The 22,891-nt window shown below is 62.1% G+C and carries 18 protein-coding genes and 1 tRNA gene; 12 read left to right on the forward strand and 7 right to left on the reverse strand.

Translation table 11 applies throughout. The features are described 5' to 3' along the window. The first annotated feature begins 5 nt into the window (after positions 1 to 5). From B5P46_RS32075 to B5P46_RS32100, 6 genes are all read left to right on the forward strand, one after another. Positions 6 to 965 carry a carbohydrate ABC transporter permease gene (locus B5P46_RS32075; RefSeq protein WP_129422235.1) on the forward strand — a complete coding sequence of 320 codons (960 nt, stop codon included), beginning with the start codon at positions 6 to 8 and terminating at the stop codon, positions 963 to 965. After that, positions 958 to 1,845 (forward strand): carbohydrate ABC transporter permease, encoded by an 888-nt coding sequence (locus tag B5P46_RS32080; RefSeq protein ID WP_129422236.1) that lies wholly within the window; start codon positions 958 to 960, stop codon positions 1,843 to 1,845. Before B5P46_RS32075 ends, B5P46_RS32080 begins: the two co-directional genes overlap by 8 nt. Then, entirely contained in the window at positions 1,845 to 2,942 is a 1,098-nt protein-coding gene (locus tag B5P46_RS32085) for a Gfo/Idh/MocA family protein (RefSeq protein ID WP_206735441.1), read from the forward strand. Before B5P46_RS32080 ends, B5P46_RS32085 begins: the two co-directional genes overlap by 1 nt. A gap of 32 nt (positions 2,943 to 2,974) precedes the next feature. Then, entirely contained in the window at positions 2,975 to 4,051 is a 1,077-nt protein-coding gene (locus B5P46_RS32090; RefSeq protein ID WP_129422238.1) for an ABC transporter ATP-binding protein, read from the forward strand. Positions 4,052 to 4,113: 62 nt separating this feature from the next. After that, on the forward strand, positions 4,114 to 4,989 hold the full coding sequence (locus tag B5P46_RS32095; protein ID WP_129422239.1) for a phosphotransferase: 876 nt from the start codon (positions 4,114 to 4,116) through the stop codon (positions 4,987 to 4,989). Next, positions 4,990 to 7,440: a GcvT family protein gene (locus B5P46_RS32100; protein ID WP_129422240.1), complete on the forward strand. Its 2,451-nt coding sequence runs from the start codon at positions 4,990 to 4,992 to the stop codon at positions 7,438 to 7,440. It abuts the gene before it with no gap. 321 nt (positions 7,441 to 7,761) lie between these two features. Here B5P46_RS32100 and B5P46_RS32105 read toward each other — a convergent pair whose 3' ends face one another. Together B5P46_RS32105 and uxaC are read right to left on the reverse strand one after the other, a co-directional pair. Continuing rightward, positions 7,762 to 9,219: a mannitol dehydrogenase family protein gene (locus B5P46_RS32105; RefSeq protein ID WP_129422241.1), complete on the reverse strand. Its 1,458-nt coding sequence runs from the start codon at positions 9,217 to 9,219 to the stop codon at positions 7,762 to 7,764. Then, the gene (uxaC, locus tag B5P46_RS32110; protein ID WP_129422242.1) at positions 9,216 to 10,631 is read right to left on the reverse strand and encodes a glucuronate isomerase; all 1,416 of its coding nucleotides are present in this window, start codon (positions 10,629 to 10,631) and stop codon (positions 9,216 to 9,218) included. The genes B5P46_RS32105 and uxaC overlap by 4 nt, the downstream gene beginning before the upstream one ends. A 535-nt stretch (positions 10,632 to 11,166) precedes the next feature. On the opposite strand from uxaC, the gene B5P46_RS32125 reads away from it, so the two are divergent. Further along, positions 11,167 to 11,376, forward strand: coding sequence for a SlyX family protein (locus tag B5P46_RS32125; protein WP_129422243.1), 210 nt, complete (start codon positions 11,167 to 11,169; stop codon positions 11,374 to 11,376). A 36-nt stretch (positions 11,377 to 11,412) separates the two neighbouring features. On the opposite strand, the gene B5P46_RS32130 is transcribed toward B5P46_RS32125, so the two are convergent. Both B5P46_RS32130 and B5P46_RS32135 read right to left on the reverse strand, forming a co-directional pair. Next, positions 11,413 to 12,894: an NAD-dependent succinate-semialdehyde dehydrogenase gene (locus B5P46_RS32130; RefSeq protein WP_129422244.1), complete on the reverse strand. Its 1,482-nt coding sequence runs from the start codon at positions 12,892 to 12,894 to the stop codon at positions 11,413 to 11,415. Between the two features lie 66 nt (positions 12,895 to 12,960). Beyond that, positions 12,961 to 14,241 (reverse strand): 4-aminobutyrate--2-oxoglutarate transaminase, encoded by a 1,281-nt coding sequence (locus tag B5P46_RS32135; RefSeq protein WP_129422245.1) that lies wholly within the window; start codon positions 14,239 to 14,241, stop codon positions 12,961 to 12,963. A 168-nt stretch (positions 14,242 to 14,409) separates the two neighbouring features. On the opposite strand from B5P46_RS32135, the gene B5P46_RS32140 reads away from it, so the two are divergent. The 3 genes from B5P46_RS32140 to B5P46_RS32150 all read left to right on the forward strand — a co-directional run bounded on the left by B5P46_RS32140 (position 14,410) and on the right by B5P46_RS32150 (position 17,793). Beyond that, entirely contained in the window at positions 14,410 to 15,219 is an 810-nt protein-coding gene (locus B5P46_RS32140; protein WP_129422246.1) for a MerR family transcriptional regulator, read from the forward strand. Between the two features lie 156 nt (positions 15,220 to 15,375). Beyond that, positions 15,376 to 16,002 (forward strand): ribonuclease D, encoded by a 627-nt coding sequence (locus B5P46_RS32145; RefSeq protein WP_129422247.1) that lies wholly within the window; start codon positions 15,376 to 15,378, stop codon positions 16,000 to 16,002. 231 nt (positions 16,003 to 16,233) lie between these two features. Further along, complete coding sequence (locus B5P46_RS32150; protein WP_129422248.1) at positions 16,234 to 17,793, forward strand: hypothetical protein; 1,560 nt, start codon at positions 16,234 to 16,236, stop codon at positions 17,791 to 17,793. Positions 17,794 to 17,867: 74 nt separating this feature from the next. Here the strand turns inward: B5P46_RS32150 and rpsA are convergent, their stop codons facing one another. The 3 genes from rpsA to aroA form a co-directional block, all read right to left on the reverse strand. After that, the gene (gene rpsA / locus B5P46_RS32155) at positions 17,868 to 19,571 is read right to left on the reverse strand and encodes a 30S ribosomal protein S1 (RefSeq protein WP_003544285.1); all 1,704 of its coding nucleotides are present in this window, start codon (positions 19,569 to 19,571) and stop codon (positions 17,868 to 17,870) included. 176 nt (positions 19,572 to 19,747) lie between these two features. Beyond that, entirely contained in the window at positions 19,748 to 20,395 is a 648-nt protein-coding gene (gene cmk, locus B5P46_RS32160) for a (d)CMP kinase (protein ID WP_129422249.1), read from the reverse strand. A gap of 73 nt (positions 20,396 to 20,468) precedes the next feature. Further along, the gene (gene aroA / locus B5P46_RS32165; protein ID WP_129422250.1) at positions 20,469 to 21,827 is read right to left on the reverse strand and encodes a 3-phosphoshikimate 1-carboxyvinyltransferase; all 1,359 of its coding nucleotides are present in this window, start codon (positions 21,825 to 21,827) and stop codon (positions 20,469 to 20,471) included. A gap of 275 nt (positions 21,828 to 22,102) precedes the next feature. On the opposite strand from aroA, the gene B5P46_RS32170 reads away from it, so the two are divergent. Both B5P46_RS32170 and B5P46_RS32175 read left to right on the forward strand, forming a co-directional pair. Further along, positions 22,103 to 22,486, forward strand: a complete 384-nt coding sequence (locus B5P46_RS32170) for a TIGR02300 family protein (protein WP_129422251.1) — start codon at positions 22,103 to 22,105, stop codon at positions 22,484 to 22,486. A gap of 152 nt (positions 22,487 to 22,638) precedes the next feature. Further along, positions 22,639 to 22,714, forward strand: a tRNA-Ala gene (locus B5P46_RS32175). Positions 22,715 to 22,891: the final 177 nt, after the last annotated feature.

Consider the following 22,891-nt stretch of genomic DNA (forward strand, 5'->3'; position numbering starts at 1 on the left):
CCCGTATGAGCAATGCGATGCGCACGCCCGCAGGGGCCATCAATGTGGAAAGTTATCAGGGGGCCGTGGCCGAAGGACGCTTCAGGCGTCTCTGGAATGCCAATGCTCCCGGCTATCTCTTCCTTCTTCCATGGCTCATCGGCTTTTTCGGGTTGACGCTCGGGCCGGCCCTGATTTCGCTCTACCTTTCCTTCACCGACTTCGACATGCTTCAGTCGCCACGGTGGGTGGGAATGGCGAATTACGTGCGCATCGCCACGGCGGATCCGAAATTCTCGGCCGCCATGTATGTCACCCTGACCTATGTCGTCTTCTCGGTGCCGTTCAAGCTGACCTTCGCATTGCTGGTCGCCATGGCGCTGAACCGCGGCCTGCGCGGGCTGTCGGTCTATCGTGCCATCTTCTATCTGCCATCACTGCTGGGCGGTAGCGTGGCGATCGCCGTGCTCTGGCGCCAGCTTTTCGCCAGCGATGGCCTCGTCAATGCCGCGCTTTCGTATTTCGGTATCGAAGGTCCGAGCTGGATCTCGCATCCGAACTATTCGATCTATACGCTGGTGGCGCTGTCCGTCTGGCAGTTTGGCTCGCCGATGATTATTTTCCTGGCCGGCCTGCGCCAGATCCCGCAGGATATGTATGAGGCCGCGAGCCTAGACGGCGCCTCCAAGTTCCGGCAATTCTACAAGATCACGCTGCCACTTCTGACGCCGGTGATCTTTTTCAATGCCGTCGTCCAGACGATTGATGCCTTCAAGGCCTTCACGCCGGCCTTTATCATTTCCGGCGGCACCGGCGGCCCGATCAACTCGACGCTGTTCTATACGCTCTACCTCTATCAGGAAGCCTTCGGCAATTTCCGCATGGGCTATGCCTCGGCGCTCGCCTGGATCCTGGTGGTGATCATCGCGATCTTCACCGCCTTCTCCTTTCTGACCTCGCGTTATTGGGTGCACTACGATGACTGAGATGACCGCTTCCGTCACTGCGGCCAGGCCGCCATCGGACATCACCAAACGCAGCCTGCCGGCGTCGCTCATCATCCACGCCCTGCTGATCGCCGCTTCACTCCTGATGCTCTATCCGCTGTTATGGATGGTTTCGGCATCGGTCAGGCCGGAAACCGAGATCTTCTCGTCGACCTCGCTCATCCCGTCGTCGATCGATTTCTCCTCCTATGCGCGGGGTTGGGTCGGCCTCGATGTCAGCTTTGGCCGGTTCTTCTGGAATTCGCTGGTCATCTCGGTGCTGGTCGTGATGGGCAATGTCATTGCCTGTTCGCTGACGGCTTTCGCTTTTGCGCGGCTGCGTTTTGCCGGCCGGAATTTCTGGTTCGCGATCATGCTCGGCACGTTGATGATCCCCTATCACGTGACGCTGATCCCGCAATATGTGCTCTTCCTCGATCTCGGCTGGGTCAACACCATCCTGCCGCTCGTCGTTCCGAAGTTCCTGGCAAGCGATGCCTTCTTCATCTTCCTGATGGTGCAGTTCTTCCGCGGTATACCGCGCGAATTGGACGAGGCGGCAATGATGGACGGTTGCAGCGCTTGGCGCATCTACTGGAAGATCATGCTGCCGCTGTCGCTGCCGGTGCTGGCAACGGCCGCCATCTTCTCCTTCATCTGGACCTGGGACGATTTCTTCGGTCCGCTGATCTACCTGAACGACATGAACACCTATACGATCCAGCTCGGCCTGCGCACCTTCGTGGATTCCACCAGCGCATCGGATTGGGGCGGTTTGTTCGCCATGTCGACCCTGACGCTCGTGCCGGTGTTCTTCTTCTTCCTGTTCTTCCAGCGCCTGCTGATCGAGGGCATCGCCACGACGGGCATGAAGCGTTGATGGCGATAACGGGAAAGAGCGACATGAGCATCAGGACGGTCGCGATCGTCGGCTGCGGTATCGGCCGCTCCCACATCGTCGAGGGTTACCTGCCGCATTCCGACAAGTTCAAGGTCGTGGCGATCTGCGACCTGAACGAGCAGCGCATGGCAGCGGTCGGAGACGAGTTCGGCATCGAACGGCGCACCACCTCCTTCGCGGAATTGCTGGCCGACGACACGATCGACATCATCGATATCTGCACCCCTCCCGGCATCCATCTGGAACAGGTGGTCGCAGCACTTGCCGCCGGTAAACATGTCGTCTGCGAAAAGCCGCTGACGGGCTCGCTTGCGGCCGTCGATACCATCATGGAAGCGGAAAAGACCGCCAAAGGCGTGCTGATGCCGATCTTCCAGTACCGTTACGGCGACGGCATCCAGAAGGCCAAGCGGATCATCGACGCCGGTATTGCCGGTAAGCCCTATACCGCTTCGGTCGAAACCTTCTGGCTGCGCAAGCCCGAATATTACGCCGTGCCGTGGCGCGGCAAATGGGCGACGGAGCTTGGCGGCGTTCTCGTCACCCATGCCCTGCATCTGCACGACATGCTGATGCATCTGATGGGGCCGGCGGCAAGGGTCTTCGGCCGCGTCGCCACCCGCGTCAACGATATCGAGGTCGAGGATTGTGCCTCCGCCAGCCTGCTGATGGAAAGCGGCGCCTTTGTCTCGCTTTCCTGCACGCTTGGTTCGCAGGAACAGATTAGCCGGCTCAGGCTACACTTCGAGAATGTCACTTTCGAAAGCAGCCACGAGCCCTATACGCCCGGCAAGGACCCCTGGAAGATCATCGCCGCGAATGACGACGTGCGGGAGCAGATCGACAAGGTGGTTGGCGACTGGCAGCCGGTCGCGCCACGTTTCACCACGCAAATGGGCCAGTTCCATGCCTTTTTGAGCGGCCATGCGCCGCTGCCGGTAACGACCCGGGACGCGCGCCGCGCGCTGGAACTCGTCACCGCCATCTACCAATCTTCCGACAGCGGCGCTGACGTGTCGCTGCCGGTCGGTCCCGATAGTCCGAAATACGCCGATTGGCGCGCAAGAACGAAGTAACCGACAAGATAAAAAGAGAGGGTTTTGAGAAGATGGCAACCAGTGTCGTTCTTCAGAAGGTCGAGAAGCGCTACGGCGCGATGGATGTGATCCATGGCATCGATCTGACGATCGATCCCGGCGAATTCGTCGTTTTCGTCGGCCCCTCCGGCTGCGGAAAATCCACCCTTCTGCGCATGATTGCCGGCCTCGAGGAGATTTCGGGCGGCGCGCTTTTGCTCGACAGCGAGCGTATGAACGAGGTGGCGCCGGCCAAGCGCGGCATCGCCATGGTTTTCCAGTCCTACGCGCTCTATCCGCATATGTCGGTTTACAAGAACCTCGCCTTCGGCCTGGAGACGGCGGGTTACAAGAAGGCCGAGATCCAGCCGAAGGTGAAGCGCGCCGCCGAAATCCTGCAGATCGAGAAGCTGTTGGAGCGCAAGCCGAAGGCGCTCTCCGGCGGCCAGCGCCAGCGCGTCGCGATCGGCCGCGCCATCGTGCGTGAGCCGCGCATCTTCCTGTTCGACGAGCCGTTGTCGAACCTTGACGCCGAACTGCGCGTGCAGATGCGCGTCGAGATCTCCCGCCTGCACCGCAGCCTCGGCAATACGATGATCTATGTCACCCATGACCAGGTCGAAGCCATGACGATGGCGGACAAGATCGTGGTGCTGAATTCGGGCCGTATCGAGCAGGTCGGCGCGCCGCTCGATCTCTACAACAACCCGGCCAACCGCTTCGTCGCCGGCTTCATCGGCAGCCCGAAGATGAATTTCCTGAAGGCCCGCATCGAGCAGGTCGGCGAGGCCGAAACCAGCATCCATGTCTGCGGCAATTCCGTCCGCCTGCCGCGCCGGCTGAGAGGCGAGGCGGGACAGGAGGTCACCTTCGGCATCCGTCCCGAGCATCTTTCGCTGGCCGAAGGCGCAATCACGCTCTCGACCGTCAACGTCGATCTCGTCGAAAATCTCGGCGGCGCCACCATGCTTTACACCACGACGCCGGATAACCAGCTCCTGACCGTCGCACTCGACGGCCAGCAAAAGGTGGAACGCGGCACCAATGTGAAGGCTTCCTTCGATCCGGCCCGCTGCCACGTCTTCGATGCCTCGGGCAAGACGATCTAATCCCGCTGCTTGACAGTCGATCCCCCTCTGTCCCATCATTTCCAGAGGGCAAGGGGGATAGCATGACGCCTGAAGATAGGATTCATGCGCTCGGCATCTGGCAGGGCCTGATCGACATTTCGCCGATAGCAGGCGGCATCACCAATCGGAACTATCTGGTCAGCGATGCCGTCGCGCGTTGCGTGGTGAGACTCGGCACCGATATCCCGATCCATCACATCAACAGGCAGAACGAGCTTGCCGCAAGCCGTGCGGCCCATGCCGCCGGCATATCGCCTGCCGTCATTCATCATTCGCCGGGCGTGCTGGTGCTCGAATATATCGAGGCGCGGGCGCTTTTGCCGGAGGATATCAGGACGCCGCACATGCTCGCCCGGGTCTTGCCGCTGGTCCGTGCCTGCCATCGCGACATCGCCCGGCATTTCCGCGGTCAGGCGATGATCTTCTGGGTCTTCCACGTCATCCGCGATTACGCCGCCAATCTGGAGGCGTCGGAGAGCGCCTACCTTCCTCTGCTGCCGGGGCTCGTTGGCAAGGCCGAGACGCTGGAAGAGGCGGCAGGACCTTTCGAGATCGCCTTCGGCCACAACGACCTGCTGGCCGCCAACTTTCTCGATGACGGCAAGCGGCTCTGGCTGATCGACTGGGACTATGCCGGTTTCAACACGCCGCTTTTCGATCTTGGCGGATTGGCCTCCAACAATGAACTCTCGCAAGCGGCCGAGCGCACGATGCTGGAGACCTATTTCGACCGGCCACTGACCGATGATCTCGCCACGCGCTATGCCGCGATGAAATGTGCCTCGCTGCTGCGCGAGACGCTCTGGAGCATGATTTCGGAAATTCATTCCAGCATCGATTTCGATTACGCCGGCTACACGGCCGAAAATCTCGCGCGCTTCGAACGCGCCTATCAAGCCTTTGAACGGGATCAATAAATGACGAAGGAATTACCGAAGACGGCGAAAGCCGTGGTCATCGGCGGCGGCATCATCGGCTGCTCGACAGCCTATCATCTCGCTAAACTCGGCTGGACCGATACCGTGCTGCTGGAGCGCAAGAAGCTTACCTCGGGCACCACCTTCCACGCCGCCGGCCTCGTCGGCCAGCTGCGCACCAGCGCCAATATCACCCAGCTTCTCGGCTATTCCGTCGATCTCTACAAGCGGCTGGAAGAGGAAACGGGTCTCGGCACCGGCTGGAAGATGAATGGCGGCCTGCGCCTTGCCTGCAACGAGGAACGCTGGACCGAGGTCAGACGCCAGGCGACCACGGCGCAGTCCTTCGGCCTCGAAATGCAATTGCTGACCCCGCAGGAAGCCTTCGATCTCTGGCCGCTGATGACGATCGACGATCTCGTCGGCGCCGCCTTCCTCCCGACCGACGGCCAGGCCAATCCCTCCGACATCACCCAGGCGCTGGCCAAGGGCGCCCGCATGTCGGGCGTTTCGATCTTCGAGGACACCGAAGTCCTCGACCTTGAAATCGACAAGGGGAGAATTCGTGCCGTCGTCACGGCGCAAGGGCGCATCGAATGCGAGCGCGTCGTCGTCTGTGCCGGTCAATGGACGCGCGCCTTCGCCGCCCGCTTCGGCGTCAACGTGCCGCTGGTCTCCGTCGAGCACCAATACATCATCACTGAATCCTTCGGCGTGCCCTCGAACCTGCCGACGCTGCGCGATCCCGATCGCCTGACCTATTACAAGGAAGAGGTCGGCGGCATCGTCATGGGCGGCTACGAGCCGAATCCCATTCCCTGGGCGAAAAACGGTATCCCCGAAGGTTTCCACTACACGCTGCTGGACAGCAATTTCGACCATTTCGAGCAGATCATGGAACAGGCGCTCGGCCGCGTCCCGGCGTTGGAAAACGTCGGCGTCAAGCAGTTGCTGAACGGCCCGGAAAGCTTCACGCCGGATGGCAACTTCATTCTCGGCGAGGCGCCGGAGCTGAAGAATTTCTTCGTCGGCGCCGGTTTCAACGCCTTCGGCATCGCTTCGGCCGGCGGCGCCGGCATGGCGCTTGCCGAATGGGTGACGAAGGGCGAACCGCCCTATGATCTCTGGCCGGTCGATATCCGCCGTTTCGGCCGGCCGCATTTCGATACCGACTGGGTGCGGACACGCACGCTCGAAGCATATGGCAAACATTACACCATGGCCTGGCCGTTCGAGGAACATTCGAGCGGCCGCCCCTGCCGCAAATCGCCGCTCTATGACCGGCTGAAGGCGCAGGGCGCCTGTTTCGGCGAAAAGCTCGGCTGGGAGCGGCCGAACTGGTTTGCCGATCTCTTCGCCAACGAGGAGCCGAAGGATGTCTACAGCTACACCAGGCAGAACTGGTTCGGCGCCGTCGGCCGCGAGCATAAGGCGGTGCGCGAAGCGGCCGTCATCTTCGACCAGACCTCCTTTGCCAAATTCGTGCTGAAGGGCAGGGATGCCGAGGCAGCCTTGTCCTGGATCGCCGCCAACGATGTCGCAAGGCCTGTGGGATCGCTTGTCTACACGCAGATGCTGAACGACAAGGGCGGCATCGAATGCGACGTGACGGTCGCCCGCATCGCCGAGAACGAATATTACATCGTCACCGGTACCGGCTTTGCCACCCATGACTTCGACTGGATCGCACGCAATATCCCGGCGGCGATGCATGCCGAGCTGGTCGACGTCACATCCGCCTATTCCGTGCTGTCGCTGATGGGACCGAATTCCCGCGCCGTGCTGGAAAAGGTGACGGGCAGCGACGTCTCGAATGCGGCCTTCCCCTTCGGCAAGGTCAGGACCATCGGCATTGCAGGCTGCCCGGTGCGGGCGTTGCGCATCACCTATGTCGGGGAGCTCGGCTACGAACTGCATGTTCCCGTCGAGTATGCGACCACGGTCTATGACGTGCTGATGGCAGCAGGCGGTGAACTCGGCCTCGTCAATGCCGGTTACCGCGCCATTGAGAGCTGCCGCCTGGAAAAGGGTTATCGCGCCTGGGGCTCGGATATCGGTCCCGACCATACGCCTGTTGAAGCCGGTCTCGGCTGGGCGGTGAAGATGCGGAAGAATATTCCGTTCCGCGGCCGTGAGGCGATCGAGCGGCAGCTTTCGGGAGGCGTCAAGAAGCGCCTCGCCTGCTTCATTCCCGAGGATGCCGATGCCGTGCTGTTCGGCCGTGAAACGATCTATCGCGACGGCAAGCGCGTCGGCTGGCTGTCGAGCGGCGGCTTCGGTTATACGCTGGGCAAGCCGATCGGCTACGGCTACGTCCGCAATCCCGACGGGGTGACCGAGGATTTCGTCCTCTCAGGCACCTATGAGCTTGACGTCGCGCGGGAACGCATCCCTTGCAAGGTATCGCTGTCGCCGCTCTACGATCCCGATATGGCGCGGGTGAAGGCCTGACCATGCGATTTGGGTTTGCCGTGTCTCAGCGTCAAAGCGGGACGGTCGCGGCTTGACCCCTCTTCTCCCCAGCGGGGAGAAGGTGGCCCGAAGGGTCGGATGAGGGGGCCACACGGCACACCATTCATTGCCCTTCGCTTGCGCTCAGCGCATTCGCGGCTTCGCCGCTCACCCCCTCAACCGCCTGCCGGCACCTTCTCCCCGCTGGGGAGAAGAGACGTGTGGCAACGCTTTGCGATCTCCTTAGTCAGCGCAAGACGTGCCCCCGAGGAAGAGGACAGGATGAGGAAGAGATAGAATCTGCGCCAGAAGCCCCAAACCTCAGAACAGCGGCAGCCGGTCGTCCTGGATCAGGATCTCCAGCTTGTCAGCCACATCCTGCGTCCAGGCCCGGTGGCCTGTCAAAGCCGCCGGGAACAGTCCGGGAAGGGTGAATAGAGCAGCCGAGATCGCCAGGCCGGTGTGCGGGATATCGGCGATGAGAGCGGCGATTTCCGCAGCCCTGGGATCGCGCAGCTCATAACGCTCGCCGTTGCCGTGTTCGCCGATCGCGTAGCGCATCCACGCCGCTACGGCGATCGCATAGGTCTCCGCCCTGTCGCCATGCGCCAGCGCCTCGCTTGCCGGCTCCAGCAGCCGCTGCGGCAGTTTCTGCGTGCCGTCCATGGCGATCTGATAGGTGCGATGTGCGATCGCCTTGTTTGCAAAGCGCGCTATCAATTCGTTGGCATAATCATCGAGATCGATGCCGGGAACTGCATCGAGTGTTCTGGCGGCCGCATGTATGTGCCGGTAGGCCAGTGCTGCGAGGCCGGTATCGTCCATGACGTCGCGGATGAATTCATAGCCGCCGATATAACCGAGATAGGCAAGCAGCGAATGCGCGCCGTTCAGCATCCGCAGCTTCATTTTCTCGTAGGAGGAGACCTCCTCGACCATCAGTGCGCCGCGCACCTTTTCCCAGGCCGGCCGGCCATTGGCGAAATGGTCTTCGATGACCCATTGCGTAAAGGGTTCGGTCTCGATCGCCGCCATATCCGTGCGGCCCGTCAGCCGTTCGGCATCGGCATAGGTCGCCTCGGTGCTGGCCGGCGTGATGCGGTCGACCATCGTCGACGGGAAGGGCACATTCGCCTCGATCCAGCCATGCAGGTCGGGATCGATGCGGGAGGTGAATTCCAGCACCAGGCGCTTCAGCACGGCGCCGTTGCTCGGCAGGTTGTCGCAGCTCAGCGGCGTGAAGGGCGCGATGCCCTTCTGCCGGCGGCGGGCGAGGCCTTCGACTAGATAGCCGATGACGCCGCGCGGCGCATGCCGGTTGGCAAGGTCGGCGACGATATCGGGGTGTTTCAGGTCGAGGCCGCCGGTTGCGGGATCGAAACCATAGGCCTTTTCCGTCACCGTCATGCTGACGATGCGGATATCGGGGTCTTCGAGCCGCGCCAGCAGGCCGGCCGGATCGCGCGGCGCCACATGTGCCTTCAGGATCGAGCCGACCACCTCAGCCGTCGTGCCTGAGGTATCGCGGATCAGCGTCGTATAGAGCCCGTTCTGGGCGCTCAGATTGTCGGCGACATCGGGCGTGCGCAGACTTGCCACCTCGATGCCCCAGTCGCCGCCTGCGGCTGCGAGCGCGCCGTCCGTGAAGGGTGCGAAATGGGCGCGGAAGAAAGCGCCCGGCCCGAGATGCAGGATGCCGGCCTTCAGCGCATTCCTGTCATAGGCGGGAAGTTTCGCCGTCGGCGCAAGGCCGGGAAGGGTCTGCAGTCGTTCGGTCACAGCTTGTAGGCCTTCTTTGCATTGTCATAGGAGAGCTCGCCTGCGACGATCTCGGCTTCCCGCCTGGAAATCCGGTGCTCGGCGGCAAGCTGGGCAAGGAAGCGGCAGACTTCGCGGCGCCAGACGTCATGCCGCGCCGGGATCGATAGCAGCGCGCGCGTATCGTCGTTGAAACCCGCCATATTGGCAAAGCCTGCCGTCTCGACGACCTGGTCGAGGTAACGGCGGATGCCGAGCGGGCTGTCGTGGAACCACCAGGGCGGGCCGATCATCAGGCAGGGCCAATGGCCAGCCATGGGCGCCAGCTCGCGTGCATAGGTCGTCTCGTCGAGCGTGAACAGCAGCACCCTGAGCCCCGGCGCATGGCCGTACTTGGAAAGCAGCGCATTCAGGCCGCCGACCCAGTCCGTGCGTGTCGGAATATCGGCGCCCATATTGGCGCCGCGCGTCACAAACAGCCCGCGGTCGGTATTGCGCCTCGAGCCGGCATGGATCTGCATCACCATGCCGTCCTCGGCCGAAAGCCCGGCCATCTCGGTCATCATCTGGCCACGGAAGAGCTCTGCCTCCTCAGGCGAAAGCGGACCCCTCAGCGCCTTGTCGAGCAGCGCCTGTTTTTCCGAAAGCGGCAGGTCGGCGGTGAAGGCGGTGGGCACGCCGTGATCGGTCGCGGTGGCGCCGAACTGGCGGAAATAGGCGCGCCGGCGCCGATGCGCCTCGATCAGGCCGTCCCAGCGCGTGACCTCAGTGCCGGTGATCTCCCCGAACTTGACGAGATTGTCGCGGAAGCCGACGGCGTCCGGATCGGTGACGCTATCCGGCCGGTAGGTGGTGCGGACCTTGCCGATCCAGCCGTCGGCCGCCATCTTCTGGTGATGCGCCAGAGGATCGAGCGCTCCATCCGTCGTCGCGATCGTTTCGATGCCGAATCGCTGATGCAGCGCCCGCGGGCGGAATTCGGGACGGGCAAGCTGGGCATTGATATGGTCGTAGAGCGCATCGGCATTGTCTGGCGTCAGCGGCTCGGTGCAGCCGAGCACGGCCGACATGGCGTGATCGACCCAGAGGCTCGAGGGCGTCCCGCGGAAGAGATGGTAATGCGCGGCAAAGCTCCGCCAGATCGCCCGCCCCTCAGCCACAGGCTTGCCGTCGAGCCGCGGCACGCCGAGATCGTCCAAGGCGACGCCGACGCTGTGGAGCATCCGGAAGAGATAGTGATCGGGAATGACCAGCAGCGAGGCCGCGTCTTCGAAGGGCTTGTCGTCGGCGAACCAGGACGGTTCGGTGTGCCCATGCGGGCTGACGATCGGAAGATTGCGCACCGTCTCGTAGAGCTCTCGCGCGATGGTCCGTGTTGCCGGATCAGCCGGAAAAAGCCGGTCCGGATGAAGAAAGCCGTTTCCTGCATCCATCAGTATTCCTCCCTGATGGATAACGGCCTACCCCACAACATCAGGCGCGGCAAGGTCTTTTAGTAACCAAACGGTACAGTTTTGCGCGTGGCCGCGCCGGGCATGGAAAGCATTGACGCGGCGGCCTATTTCCGCTTTGGGAGAACCATCTGTTCTGCCGGTTTCGGCAAAGGAGGATGTAGAGCCTTTCCGGGTTAGATTGTAGTATTCTGTTGGCTCAAACGGAGTCGGATGGTCGACCGGCCGGCGCGCGTCGTAGCCCGGCTCTACGGCCAAGCCGGCCGGTCGAGCAGGCGGCCCGTTTCAGCCAACCCTCCCGCAGATTTGCGAGGCAAATCTGCAAGACTTAAAATCGCCGGACGCACTTGTCGCTTCGCCATGGCGAAGCGGTGCGGCCGGTGGGCCGGGCATCTTTGCGCCAGGATCAGAGGCGATCGGCTCGGACGTACCAAGGGGTATGCCCGTCGCCAATCGCCTCTGCCCTGACGAAAACCTGCTCCGGCAGAATGCTGCAATCTAACCCGGAAAGGCTCTAATGTCCGACGAGACGAACCGCATCACCCAGCTGGAAGAAATGCTGGCTCACCAGGCAAAGACGATCGAAGAGCTTTCCGATCAACTCGCCGAGCAATGGAAGACGGTCGAGCAGATGCGCACCAAGCTCGACCGCCTGACCGAACGCTTCCTGTCGCTGGAAGAGCAGTCGCTGGAAGTGCCTGGCATCACCCGGCCGCCGCATTATTGACGGCACGCGGCCCAATGCCGCGTGCCCTCGGTGCAATCAAACGCCGCCGATGCAGAGATATTTCATTTCCAGATAGTCGTCGGCGCCGTGCCGCGAACCTTCGCGGCCAAGGCCGGATTGCTTGATGCCGCCGAAGGGCGCCGTCTCGGATGACATCAAGCCGGTATTGATGCCGATCATGCCGTATTCCAGCGCTTCCGCCACCCGCCAGACCTTCTTCAAATCGCCGGCGTAGAAATAGGCGGCGAGGCCGAACTCCGTGTCGTTGGCTTGGTTGATGACATCCTCGACCGTGTCGAAGCGAAAGAGCGGCGCCACCGGCCCGAAGGTCTCCTCGCGCGCCACCTTCATGCCGCGCGCAACGCCTGTCAGCACCGTCGGCGTGAAGAAGGTGCCGGCACCATCGATGCGCTTGCCGCCGGTTACCACCTTGGCGCCCTTGGCAACCGCGTCGCTGACATGATCTTCGACCTTGGCAAGGCCTTGCGCGTCGATCAGCGGCCCGATCACGACACCCGGCTTGAAGCCGTCGCCGACCGGCATCTCGGCGACCTTCGCGGCAAGCTTGGCGGCGAAGGCGTCATAGACGTTCGACTGGACATAGAGGCGGTTGGCGCAGACGCAGGTCTGACCGGCATTGCGGTATTTGGAAGCGATCGCGCCTTCGACGGCAGCGTCGAGATCGGCATCGTCAAAGACGATGAAGGGGGCGTTGCCGCCGAGCTCCAGGCTCACCTTCTTGATCTGGTCGGCGCACTGCCGCATCAGGATGCGGCCGACTTCCGTCGAACCGGTGAAGCTGATCTTGCGCACCTTTTCATTGCCGCAGAGCTCGCGGCCGATCGCCGGACCGTCGACCCCGACGATGACGTTGAAGACACCGGCGGGAATGCCCGCCTGCTCGGCGAGCACGGCAAGCGCGATCGCCGTCAGCGGCGTCTGTTCGGCGGGCTTCGAGACCACGGTGCAGCCGACGGCAAGCGCCGGGGCGATCTTGCGGGTGATCATCGCCGCCGGGAAATTCCACGGCGTGATCGTGCCGACGACGCCGACCGGCTGCCGGATGACGATCATCCGTTTATCGTCGGAAGGCGCGGGGATCGTCTCGCCGTAGATGCGCTTTGCTTCCTCCGCATACCATTCGATATAGGCCGCGGCATAAAGGATCTCGCCGCGCGCTTCCGGGAACGGCTTGCCCATTTCGGCGGTGAGGATTGCCGCGAGTTCGTCGGCATTGGCGACCATCAGGTCGAACCATTTGCGCAGGATCGCGCTGCGCTCCCTGGCCGGACGGGCAGCCCAGCCGGGCTGGGCGGCATGGGCCGCGTCGATTGCCGCCCGCGTCTCGGCCGCACCCATATCGGGCAGCGAGGCGAGCAGTTCGCCGGTTGCCGGGTTCAGCACGTCGAAAGTCTTTGTGGCATCGCCTGACGTCCAGACGCCGTCGATATAGCCGGCATCGCGCAGCAAGGGCGAGGAGAAGGGAACGTGCTTGGTCAGTGCGCTGGTGAAAGCCATGTCATATCCTCCTTGGGAGTGCGGCTGCCGGTTGCCGGCAGCCATTGAAATCCGGTTCGGGTGCGCTTAACGGCCCGCGCTTGCTTCGAGCATCGAAGCCTCGAGAATATCGAGCGCCTCGCCGAAGATCTCGTCCTGGATGGTGATCGGCGCGAGGAAGCGGATGACGTTTCCGTGGACGCCGCAGGTGAGCAGGATCAGGCCCTTGTCGAGCGCGATCAGCCGCACCCGGTTGGCGAATTCCGCGCTCGGCAGTCCCGTCGTCCAGTCGTTGAATTCGACGGCGTTCATGAAGCCCGGTCCGCGGATATCGACGATCTCCGGCACCGTCTCGCGCAACGATTCCAGCCGCTGCTTGAGCCGTCCGCCAAGCTGGTTGGCGCGGTTGCAGAGATCTTCGTCAGCAATGACGTCGAGCACGGCGTGGGCAGCGGCGATCCCGAGCGGATTGCCGCCATAGGTGCCGCCGAGCCCGCCCGGTCCTGGCGCATCCATGATCGCGGCGCGGCCGGTGACGGCGGCGAGCGGAAAGCCGCCGGCGAGGCTCTTTGCCATCGTCGTCAGGTCGGGCGCTACCTCGTGGTGATCCATTGCGAACATCCTGCCGGTGCGGGCAAAACCGGTCTGCACCTCGTCGGCGATCAGCAGGATGCCGTGCTGGTCGCAGAGCTCGCGCAGCGCCTTCATGAAGGCGGCGGGTGCGGAGTAGAAGCCGCCTTCGCCCTGTACCGGCTCGATGATGATGGCCGCGACGCGCTGCGGATCGACATCGGCGGCGAAGAGCTTCTTCAGCGCCGCCAGCGACTGATCGGCGGTGACGCCGTGCAGCTCGATCGGGAAGGGAATATGAAACACGTCGCCGGGCATCGCGCCGAAGCCGACCTTGTAGGGCACGACCTTGCCGGTCAGCGCCATGCCCATGAAGGTGCGGCCATGGAAGCCGCCGCCAAAGGCGATGACGGCCGAGCGGCCGGTTGCGGCGCGCGCGATCTTGACGGCGTTCTCGACAGCTTCGGCGCCCGTCGTGACGAAGATCGTCTTCTTCTCGAAATCACCAGGCAGCAGCGCGTTCAGCCGTTCGGCAAGGTGAACGTAGCTTTCGTAAGGCACCACCTGATGGCAGGTATGGGTGAAGCGGTCGAGCTGATCCTTGACCGCTGCGATGACCCGGGGATGGCGGTGGCCGGTATTGAGAACGGCGATGCCGGCGGCGAAATCGATGTAACGCCGGCCTTCCTTGTCCCAGATCTCCGCATTCTCTGCGCGATCAGCATAGATCTGAGTGGTCACGCCGACGCCGCGTGAAATAGCGGCGTTCTTCCGGTCGGTAAGGCTTGTCGCGTTCATCGATGGCTCCTGCGCTGAAAGGGTTTGAAAGCTATCTTGTATAATTTCTGCAAGATGTATATAAAACACCTACATTTTTCCTGCAAGAAAGCAAGAGGCATTTTTTGCTTCAAACATCACGCTTTTTGATGGAGGTTCTGGGGCGATTGGAATCGGAGATAGTTTCGCATGGATGATAATGGGCCTGTACGCTACAAGGTGGCGGAAGCCGCGCGGCTGGCGGGCGTTTCGGCCTCGACACTGCGTCTTTGGGAAAGCCAGGGTCTGGTGGTTCCCGGCCGTTCGGAAACCGGTCACCGGCAATACAGCGCCGACGATGTGGCGCGGTTGAAGCGCATCTCCTGGTATCGTGTCGAGCGCGGGCTCAATCCCGCGGCAATCCGCGAGGCGCTGGAGAGCGAGGAACCTTCCGCCGATGGCGCCGAGACAAGCCAGGATACCGGCCTCGGCCGCAAGCTCCGCAGCCTGCGCCATGCGAGCGGCAAGACACTCGATCAGGTGGCCGGCGACATCGGCATCACCTCGTCGACGCTGTCCACGCTGGAGCGCACCTCGCAGGGCGTCGGTTTCAAGACGCTGCACGATCTGGCAGAGTATTACGGCACCACCGTCTCTCGCCTCTCCGGTGAGGAAAGCGCTGATGTGCCGGCGCTAGTACGCGCTGGCGAATGGCGCAACTGGCCGGAAACGACGCCGGGCCTCACGGTGCAGCTCCTCGCCGAAGGCCGTAGGATGATGGACTGCCATCGTTTCGTGCTGGCGCCCGGTGCTGCCAGCGAGGGCGCCTATCGCCACGAGGGCGAGGAATTCATGCATGTTCTGTCCGGCCGGCTCGAACTGGTGCTCGACGGCGATCAGTTCTTTGATCTCGGCCCCGGCGATTCACTCTATTTCGAAAGCCGCCGCGATCATTCCTGGCGCAACCGTCACGATGGCGAAACCGTGCTTCTCTGGATCAATACGCCGCCGACATTCTGAACGGTCCGCGGCAGGAAAGCGGTTTCGTATTCTGCGTCTTTGCGTTATAGCGCTGCTGCATAAAGTTATGCAGCCATTCAAGTGCTAGAGCGTCCTTTGCGGCTCTCGAAAAGACGTGCGGCGCTGTAGGGGATGCATCGAACGAAAGACAGTCTCATGGCAGCGACCATACGTTATCACGAAGGCGATATTTCAGCGGCCGACATTGCCCGCTACACCGGCGCGATTGCGATCGACACCGAAACGCTCGGCCTGGTGCCGCGCCGCGATCGGCTCTGCGTCGTCCAGCTTTCGCCGGGTGACGGCACCGCCGATATCATCCGCATCGCCGCCGGTCAGAAAAGGGCACCCAATCTTGTCGCCCTGCTCGAAGACCCCACCCATCAGAAGATCTTTCATTACGGCCGCTTCGATATTGCCGTGCTCTTCCATACCTTCGGCGTCACGACGACCCCGGTTTTCTGCACCAAGATCGCCTCGCGCCTGATCCGGACTTATACGGATCGCCACGGCCTCAAGGACAATCTCAAGGAGATGCTCGACGTCGATATCTCTAAGGCGCAGCAATCTTCCGACTGGGCGGCCGAGACGCTGTCTCCAGCCCAGCTCGAATATGCCGCCTCCGACGTGCTTTATCTGCATGCGTTGCGCAATAAGCTGACGGAACGCCTGATCCGGGACGGCCGCTATGATCATGCGACGGCTTGCTTCGAATTCCTGCCGACCCGCGCCAAGCTTGACCTGCTCGGCTGGGAAGAGGCCGATATCTTCGCCCATAGCTGAGCGAATTGCCTTCATTCTGCGTTTGCCAATAGCCGTACGGCAGACTTGCCGGCGGCCGTTAGCGATTCGTTAACGCCTGTTCATTAATATTCCTGTTAATTTTTATGCATTTCGATGGCGCCGGAACTGCGTCATGCGGACAGGAGGATCTGCTGGGATGCAAGGGGACCGGATGAGCGCGGTCCTTTTCTAGAGCCTGCTTTCATCGTCACTTTACGAAAGGAGCATGCCATGTTGACTCCCGTTCGTGCAGCGTCCAATGCAAGCTTTTCGTCCCAGGGTCAGACAGCGGCGATCGTCGCCAGTGGTCTCGGCCACTCGGTGATTGCCCCCGCGCCTGTCAACGCCGTCGAAGCCGCAGACCTCAATTCCGCCATTGCCGGCAAGCTCAATATTCTGCTCCTTGCGGCGCGCGAGCGCATGGTCGAAGCCCTTTTCGATGTCATCGATGCGGCAGGCCGCTCGCTCTCGCTGGATCGTGGCGAGGACGAGAGCAATCTTGCCTTTGCCTCTCGGCTCGCCGATGCCATCCGGCGGCTGCCAGCCGCCAGGATCGACGAGGTCGAGCGTCAGCTCACCGAGCAGGGGCATAGCGTGCCGCTCCGGACGATCGCCGAGGCCCTGAAAAACCCGACTGGCCCTGAAGCCGCCCGCATCGTCGCCTATCTGGAAATCGTCCGCTACAAGGATCGTGATCTCGCCGCCCGCGCGGTCGTGCGCTCCTATCGCCAGAACGACGCCTCGCCGATGCGCGCCGAAGCTCGCCCCGAGATCCGGCTGCATGAGGACAACAGGCCGGCTGCCGCCACGCGCCAGCTGGCGGAAAAGGTGCCGGTATTGGTCGCTCCGTTGACCGAGGCTGCAGCGCTCGTGACTGCCGAAGAGCCGCTTATCGCCGAAACTGTCGAGGCCGCCGATCCGGAAACGCCACAGCCTGAAGAAGCCCCGGCCCAGCCTGCCCCGGTGGCGGCAGCGGAAGTCGCCGCGGAAGAATCCCTGCCGCAGGAGATCGAAGCCCAGCAATTATTGTCAACGGATCTGGACAAAATCGAGGATACGCAGGAAGCGGTGGAGCAATCGGCCGTTCAGCCCCGCATAGTGTCCGACAAGGCCGATCCCGTCATTCCCAGGAACTGGGCAGGGATCGTCGCCTCCATGACCGAAGAAGCCTCGGAGATGATCGCCACCCTCATCCGCGAGCAGGAAATCGAAACCGTGCTGGAGGATGTTCCCGTCGAGGCGGCGGTGGAAATCGATACGATCCTCGATGACGCCGTCATCAGCGAGGCGACCGGGAGCTTGACTAAGCAGCCGGTGGAACTTGCCGCGCCGGACGTCCGCCAGACCGCAGCGCTCCGCCCGTCGCAGCCGGATATCCCGCCCTTGGTTGTCGAGACCCGCCAGCCGAGGGAAGTCTCCGCCCAAGCGGAAATGATACCGCTCCCGGAGACGATCGAATCCCCCTATGTGCCGCTGGCGGCAAGAATGCCGGAGGGACTTGCCTACACCCAGCTGCCCTATCAGTTCGCCAAGGATATCCTGTCGAACGAAAAGGCAGGCGAAACCCACCACCAGCACCATCGCGACGGCGCCCCACAGGATCAGAATCAGGACGAGCAGCAGGCGCAGTCCGGCGGCGAGGATGCCGAGCCCGACGGCGAAGAGACCGACGCAGCACCCGCGCGGAGGACCCCGAGGATGATCGATTCCGAACCAGTGGCTCATCAGCCGGCAGGCGCGGCCGCCGATCCGGTCTATGCCCTCTATCAACGCATGGTCGGCTGGGAATAGCTTTTTTTAAAGCCTGAAAATGAAGAACCCGCCGGATCGCTCCGGCGGGTTCTTCAATTCAAAGGCGGTGAGGCTTATTCGCCGCCGCGGTTCTTCAGGGCTGCGCCCAGGATGTCGCCGAGCGAAGCGCCGCTGTCGGACGAACCGAACTGGGCAACGGCTTCCTTCTCTTCCGCAATCTCCAGAGCCTTGATGGACAGCATGATCTTGCGGTCCTTCTTGGAGAAGTTGGTGACGCGGGCGTCGAACACCTGGCCGACCGAGAAGCGCTCGGGGCGCTGCTCGTCGCGATCGCGGGCGAGGTCGGCGCGACGGATGAAGGAAGTGATGTCCTCGTGGTTGACGAGCTTCACTTCGACGCCGCCGTCGTTGACCGCGATGACTTCGCAGGAAACGACTGCATTCTTGCGCAGGTCGCCAGAAGCAGCGGCGTCGCCGACTGCATCCTTGCCGAGCTGCTTGATGCCGAGCGAGATGCGTTCCTTCTCGACATCGACGTCCAGAACGACGGCCTTGACGACGTCACCCTTGTTGAACTCCTCGATGACCTGTTCGCCCGGACGGTTCCAGTCGAGGTCGGAGAGGTGCACCATGCCGTCGACATCGCCGTCGAGGCCGATGAACAGGCCGAATTCGGTCTTGTTCTTGACTTCGCCTTCGACTTCAGTGCCGGCCGGATGGCTGCGGGCGAATGCTGCCCACGGGTTTTCCAGCGTCTGCTTGAGGCCGAGCGAGATACGGCGCTTGGACGGATCGACTTCGAGAACGACGACTTCGACTTCCTGGCTCGTGGACAGGATCTTGCCGGGGTGAACGTTCTTCTTGGTCCAGGACATTTCCGAGATGTGGATCAGGCCTTCGATGCCCGGCTCCAGCTCGACGAATGCACCGTAGTCGGTGATATTCGTAACGGTACCGGAAATCTTCTTGCCTTCCGGATACTTGGCCTGGATGCCATCCCACGGATCGGACTCGAGCTGCTTCATGCCGAGCGAGATACGGTGGGTTTCCTGGTTGATGCGGATGATCTGAACCTTGACCTGCTGGCCGATGTTCAGGATTTCCGACGGATGGTTCACACGGCGCCATGCCATATCGGTGACGTGCAGCAGGCCGTCGATGCCGCCGAGGTCGACGAACGCACCGTAATCGGTGATGTTCTTGACGACGCCGTCGACAACCTGGCCTTCTTCGAGGTTCTGAACGATTTCAGAACGCTGCTCGGCACGGGATTCTTCCAGAACCGTACGGCGCGAAACCACGATGTTGCCGCGGCGCTTGTCCATCTTGAGGATTTCGAAGGGCTGCGGATTGTGCATCAGCGGGGTCACGTCGCGGATCGGGCGAATATCGACCTGAGAGCGCGGCAGGAAGGCGATCGCACCGTCGAGGTCGACGGTGAAGCCGCCCTTGACCTGGTTGAAGATCACGCCTTCGACGCGCTCGCCAGCTTCGAACTTGGCTTCGAGCTTGACCCAGCTCTCTTCGCGGCGAGCCTTCTCGCGCGACAGAACGGCTTCGCCAAGCGCGTTTTCGATGCGCTCGACGTAAACTTCGACTTCGTCGCCGACCTTCAACAGGCCGTCCTTGGCGCGCGCGCCGAATTCCTTGAGCGCGATGCGGCCTTCAACCTTCAGGCCGACGTCGACAACGGCGACGTCCTTCTCGATGCCCGTGACGATGCCCTTGGTGACATAGCCTTCGGCCAGGTCGTTCTTGGCAAAGGACTCTTCGAGAAGAGCCGCGAAATCCTCGCGGGAGGGGGTAGCTACTGACATAAAATCTCCTGCGTGTCCTGAAACGGAAGCGGACACGTATGCGCCGGTTGGTTTGCGTTGAATGGGCCTGAACCCAGTCCGCCTTCTCTTACGAAGGCAATCCGGCGCTTGGACGGAATTTCAGGCTTGCTGTATTAGCAGCGATCCATGCTCAGAGCACGCAAAATCGCTTGAATTTAGGCATTTCGGCTCAAGACCGCATCGATGATCGATTGAGCAGCTTGAAACGCGGCCTCTATACTCATTTCCGACGTATCAAGCAAGTGCGCATCATCAGCTGGTTTCAAAGGGCTGTCGGCCCGTCCCATGTCGCGTTCGTCGCGCCGCTTGACGTCCTCGAATATCGCATCGAAATCCGCCGTCAGGCCCTTGCCGAGGATCTCGTCATAACGGCGTCTTGCGCGGACTTCCGGCGACGCCGTTACATAGAATTTCACCGCCGCATTCGGACAGACGACCGTGCCGATATCGCGCCCGTCGAGCACCGTTCCCGGCGCTTTCGTCGAAAACCGTCGCTGCGCCTCGACCAGCGCCCGGCGCACCGCCGGCATGACGGCAATCTTCGAGGCCGCTTCGCCGATCTCATGTTTCGAAAGTATATCGCGATCCAATCCGGCGAGTTCAACCTCTCGCGCGATCTTTTCCGCCACCGCCACGTCGTCGAGCGACAGGCCGGCATCGAGCAGCGCCTTGGCCGTGGCGCGATAGGTCAGGCCGGTATCAAGATGGTGATATCCGTAGCGCTCTGCGATGAGGCGCGAGAGCGTGCCCTTGCCCGCCGCCGCCGGGCCATCGATGGCGATGGTGAAGGTCTCGTTCGTCATCAAATCAATCCTGCGGCAGCGCACGATCGCGGCGAAGGAGATCGTCTTTGCGGAAACTCGGCAGCTGGTACCATTATTCCGGCACCTCTTCGATCCTTGCCCCGAGACCCTTCATCAACGTCATGAATTCGGGAAAGCTGGTCGCGATCATCGCCGCGTCGTCGATCGTCACAGCATGCTCCGCGGCAAGCCCCATGACAAGGAAGCTCATGGCGATGCGATGGTCGAGATGTGTGCTGACCCTGCCGCCGGCAGCGTTGCCGAGGCCCTTGCCGTCTGGCCTGCCGCGCACGATGAGAAAATCCTCACCTTCGTCGCAGTCGACGCCATTGAGTTTCAGGCCATCGGCGACGGCCGAAAGGCGGTCGGACTCCTTGACCCGCAGTTCCTCAAGCCCCTTCATGACGGTCACGCCCTCGGCGAAACAGGCAGCGACGGCGAGGATAGGATATTCGTCGATCATCGACGGCGCGCGGTCTTCGGGGACGGTCACGCCTCTGAGCTCCGAATGGCGCACGCGCAGATCCGCCACGTCCTCGCCGCCGGCAAGACGTGCATTCGCCACCTCGATATCGGCCCCCATCTCCTGCAGCGTCAGGATCAGCCCGGTACGGGTCGGGTTCATCAGCACGTTGACGATGGTGATGTCGGAGCCGGGGACAAGCAGCGCCGCAACCAGCGGGAAGGCGGTGGAGGAGGGATCCCCCGGAACGTCGATCACCTGGCCCGTCAGCTTGCCGCGCCCTTCGAGCCGGATCGTGCGCACACCCTCGCTATCCGTCTCGACGGAAAGGGCAGCACCAAAGCCCTGCAGCATCTTTTCGGTATGGTCGCGGGTCATCACCGGCTCGATGACCGTGGTGACACCCGGCGCATTGAGGCCGGCAAGCAAGACGGCCGATTTCACCTGGGCGGATGCCATCGGCACGCGATAACGGATCGGGCTCGGTGTTCCCGGGCCTCTGAGCGTCACCGGCAGCCTGTCGCCTTCGGAGGCGCTGACCTGCACGCCCATTTCGCGCAGCGGATTGAGCACGCGGCCCATTGGCCGTTTCGAAAGCGAGGCGTCGCCGATGAAGGTGGAGTGAAAGTCGTAGGTGCCGACGAGGCCCATGGTCAGCCGTACGCCGGTGCCGGCATTGCCGAAGTCGAGCGGCGCGTCGGGCGCAAGCAGCGCACCGTTGCCGGTGCCGTCGATCACCCACTGCGCGCCCTCTTTGCGAATCCTGGCGCCCATCGCCCGCATCGCCCGGCCGGTATTGATCACGTCCTCGCCTTCGAGCAGGCCGGTGATCCGGGTTTGCCCGGAAGCAAGCCCGCCGAACATGAAGGACCGATGCGAGATCGACTTGTCGCCCGGAATACGGACGCTGCCCGTAAGACCGGCGGATTTGCGGGCGGTGGCGGGCCTGGGCGCAGAGCCGTGCAGCATGCGTAATCCTTTGCAAACGCAGTTTATTTTTGCCATAAGACAGGCTTGGCCGGTCGCAATTCCCGGCCGCTTCTGCAGCTGTTGCGGCTCGTTAACATAAACGCGCCGGGCGGTCATCCGTCGGCTTGCCAAAAACCCCGCGCTCCGATCGCAAAGTTTGGCTTTGACATGGGAAGCCACAGCGATTAAGGGGACCGGCTTATAAATTCCGATGGAACGCCGGCTTGATCGGCATTTGCCGAATCTCGCATTCGGTCATTCACACGAGGCTTATAGTGGCGAAAGCGGAACTTGGAACCAAGCGTACCGATCCGGAAACCGGCAAGAAGTTTTATGATCTGAACCGGGATCCGATCGTCTCTCCTTACACCGGCAAATCCTATCCCCTCTCCTTCTTCGAAGAAACCTCGGCGATCGCCGAGGTTGCCGAGGAAGACGAGGTCGCGGAAGTCGATACTGAAAACACCGAAGTCGAACTGGTTTCGCTTGAGGATGCCGATGACGCCGCCGCTGGCGACGACATCCCCGATATCGGCGATGACGATGTCGAAATCGAAGGCGATGACGACGACGATACCTTCCTCACACCCGACGAAGACGACGATGATGACGACATGAGCGACATCATCGGCGTGACCGGCGACGAAGACGAAGTCTGAGACCGCATTTCGGCCCGGTGAGGAAAAAATTCTCCGGGCCGCATTTTTTTAGGCTTGCTATCTCCGGAAACCGGAAGTAATAAGCCGCCACTCCGAAGGGCACGCGCCTTGAGGAGCATCCCAGGACCGGCCCTCAGCCGGACCACCTTGATGGGGCTATAGCTCAGCTGGGAGAGCGCTTGCATGGCATGCAAGAGGTCAGCGGTTCGATCCCGCTTAGCTCCACCAGCCTACGCTCTTCGAGCTTCGGCTCGGCAAGCCGGAAGGCTTGACGGGACGAAGACGAGAAGGAAGCGGAGGCTGCCGCGACGAAGTTGCAAAGCAACGTAGGCGGGCTATGAACCTTCCATGAAGTACGTCTACATTCTCCATAGTGCCGAATTTTCCGGATCGCTATTTGCGTAA

Source organism: Rhizobium leguminosarum, assembly GCF_004123835.1.
GTDB classification, from domain to species: Bacteria; Pseudomonadota; Alphaproteobacteria; order Rhizobiales; family Rhizobiaceae; genus Rhizobium; species Rhizobium leguminosarum_M.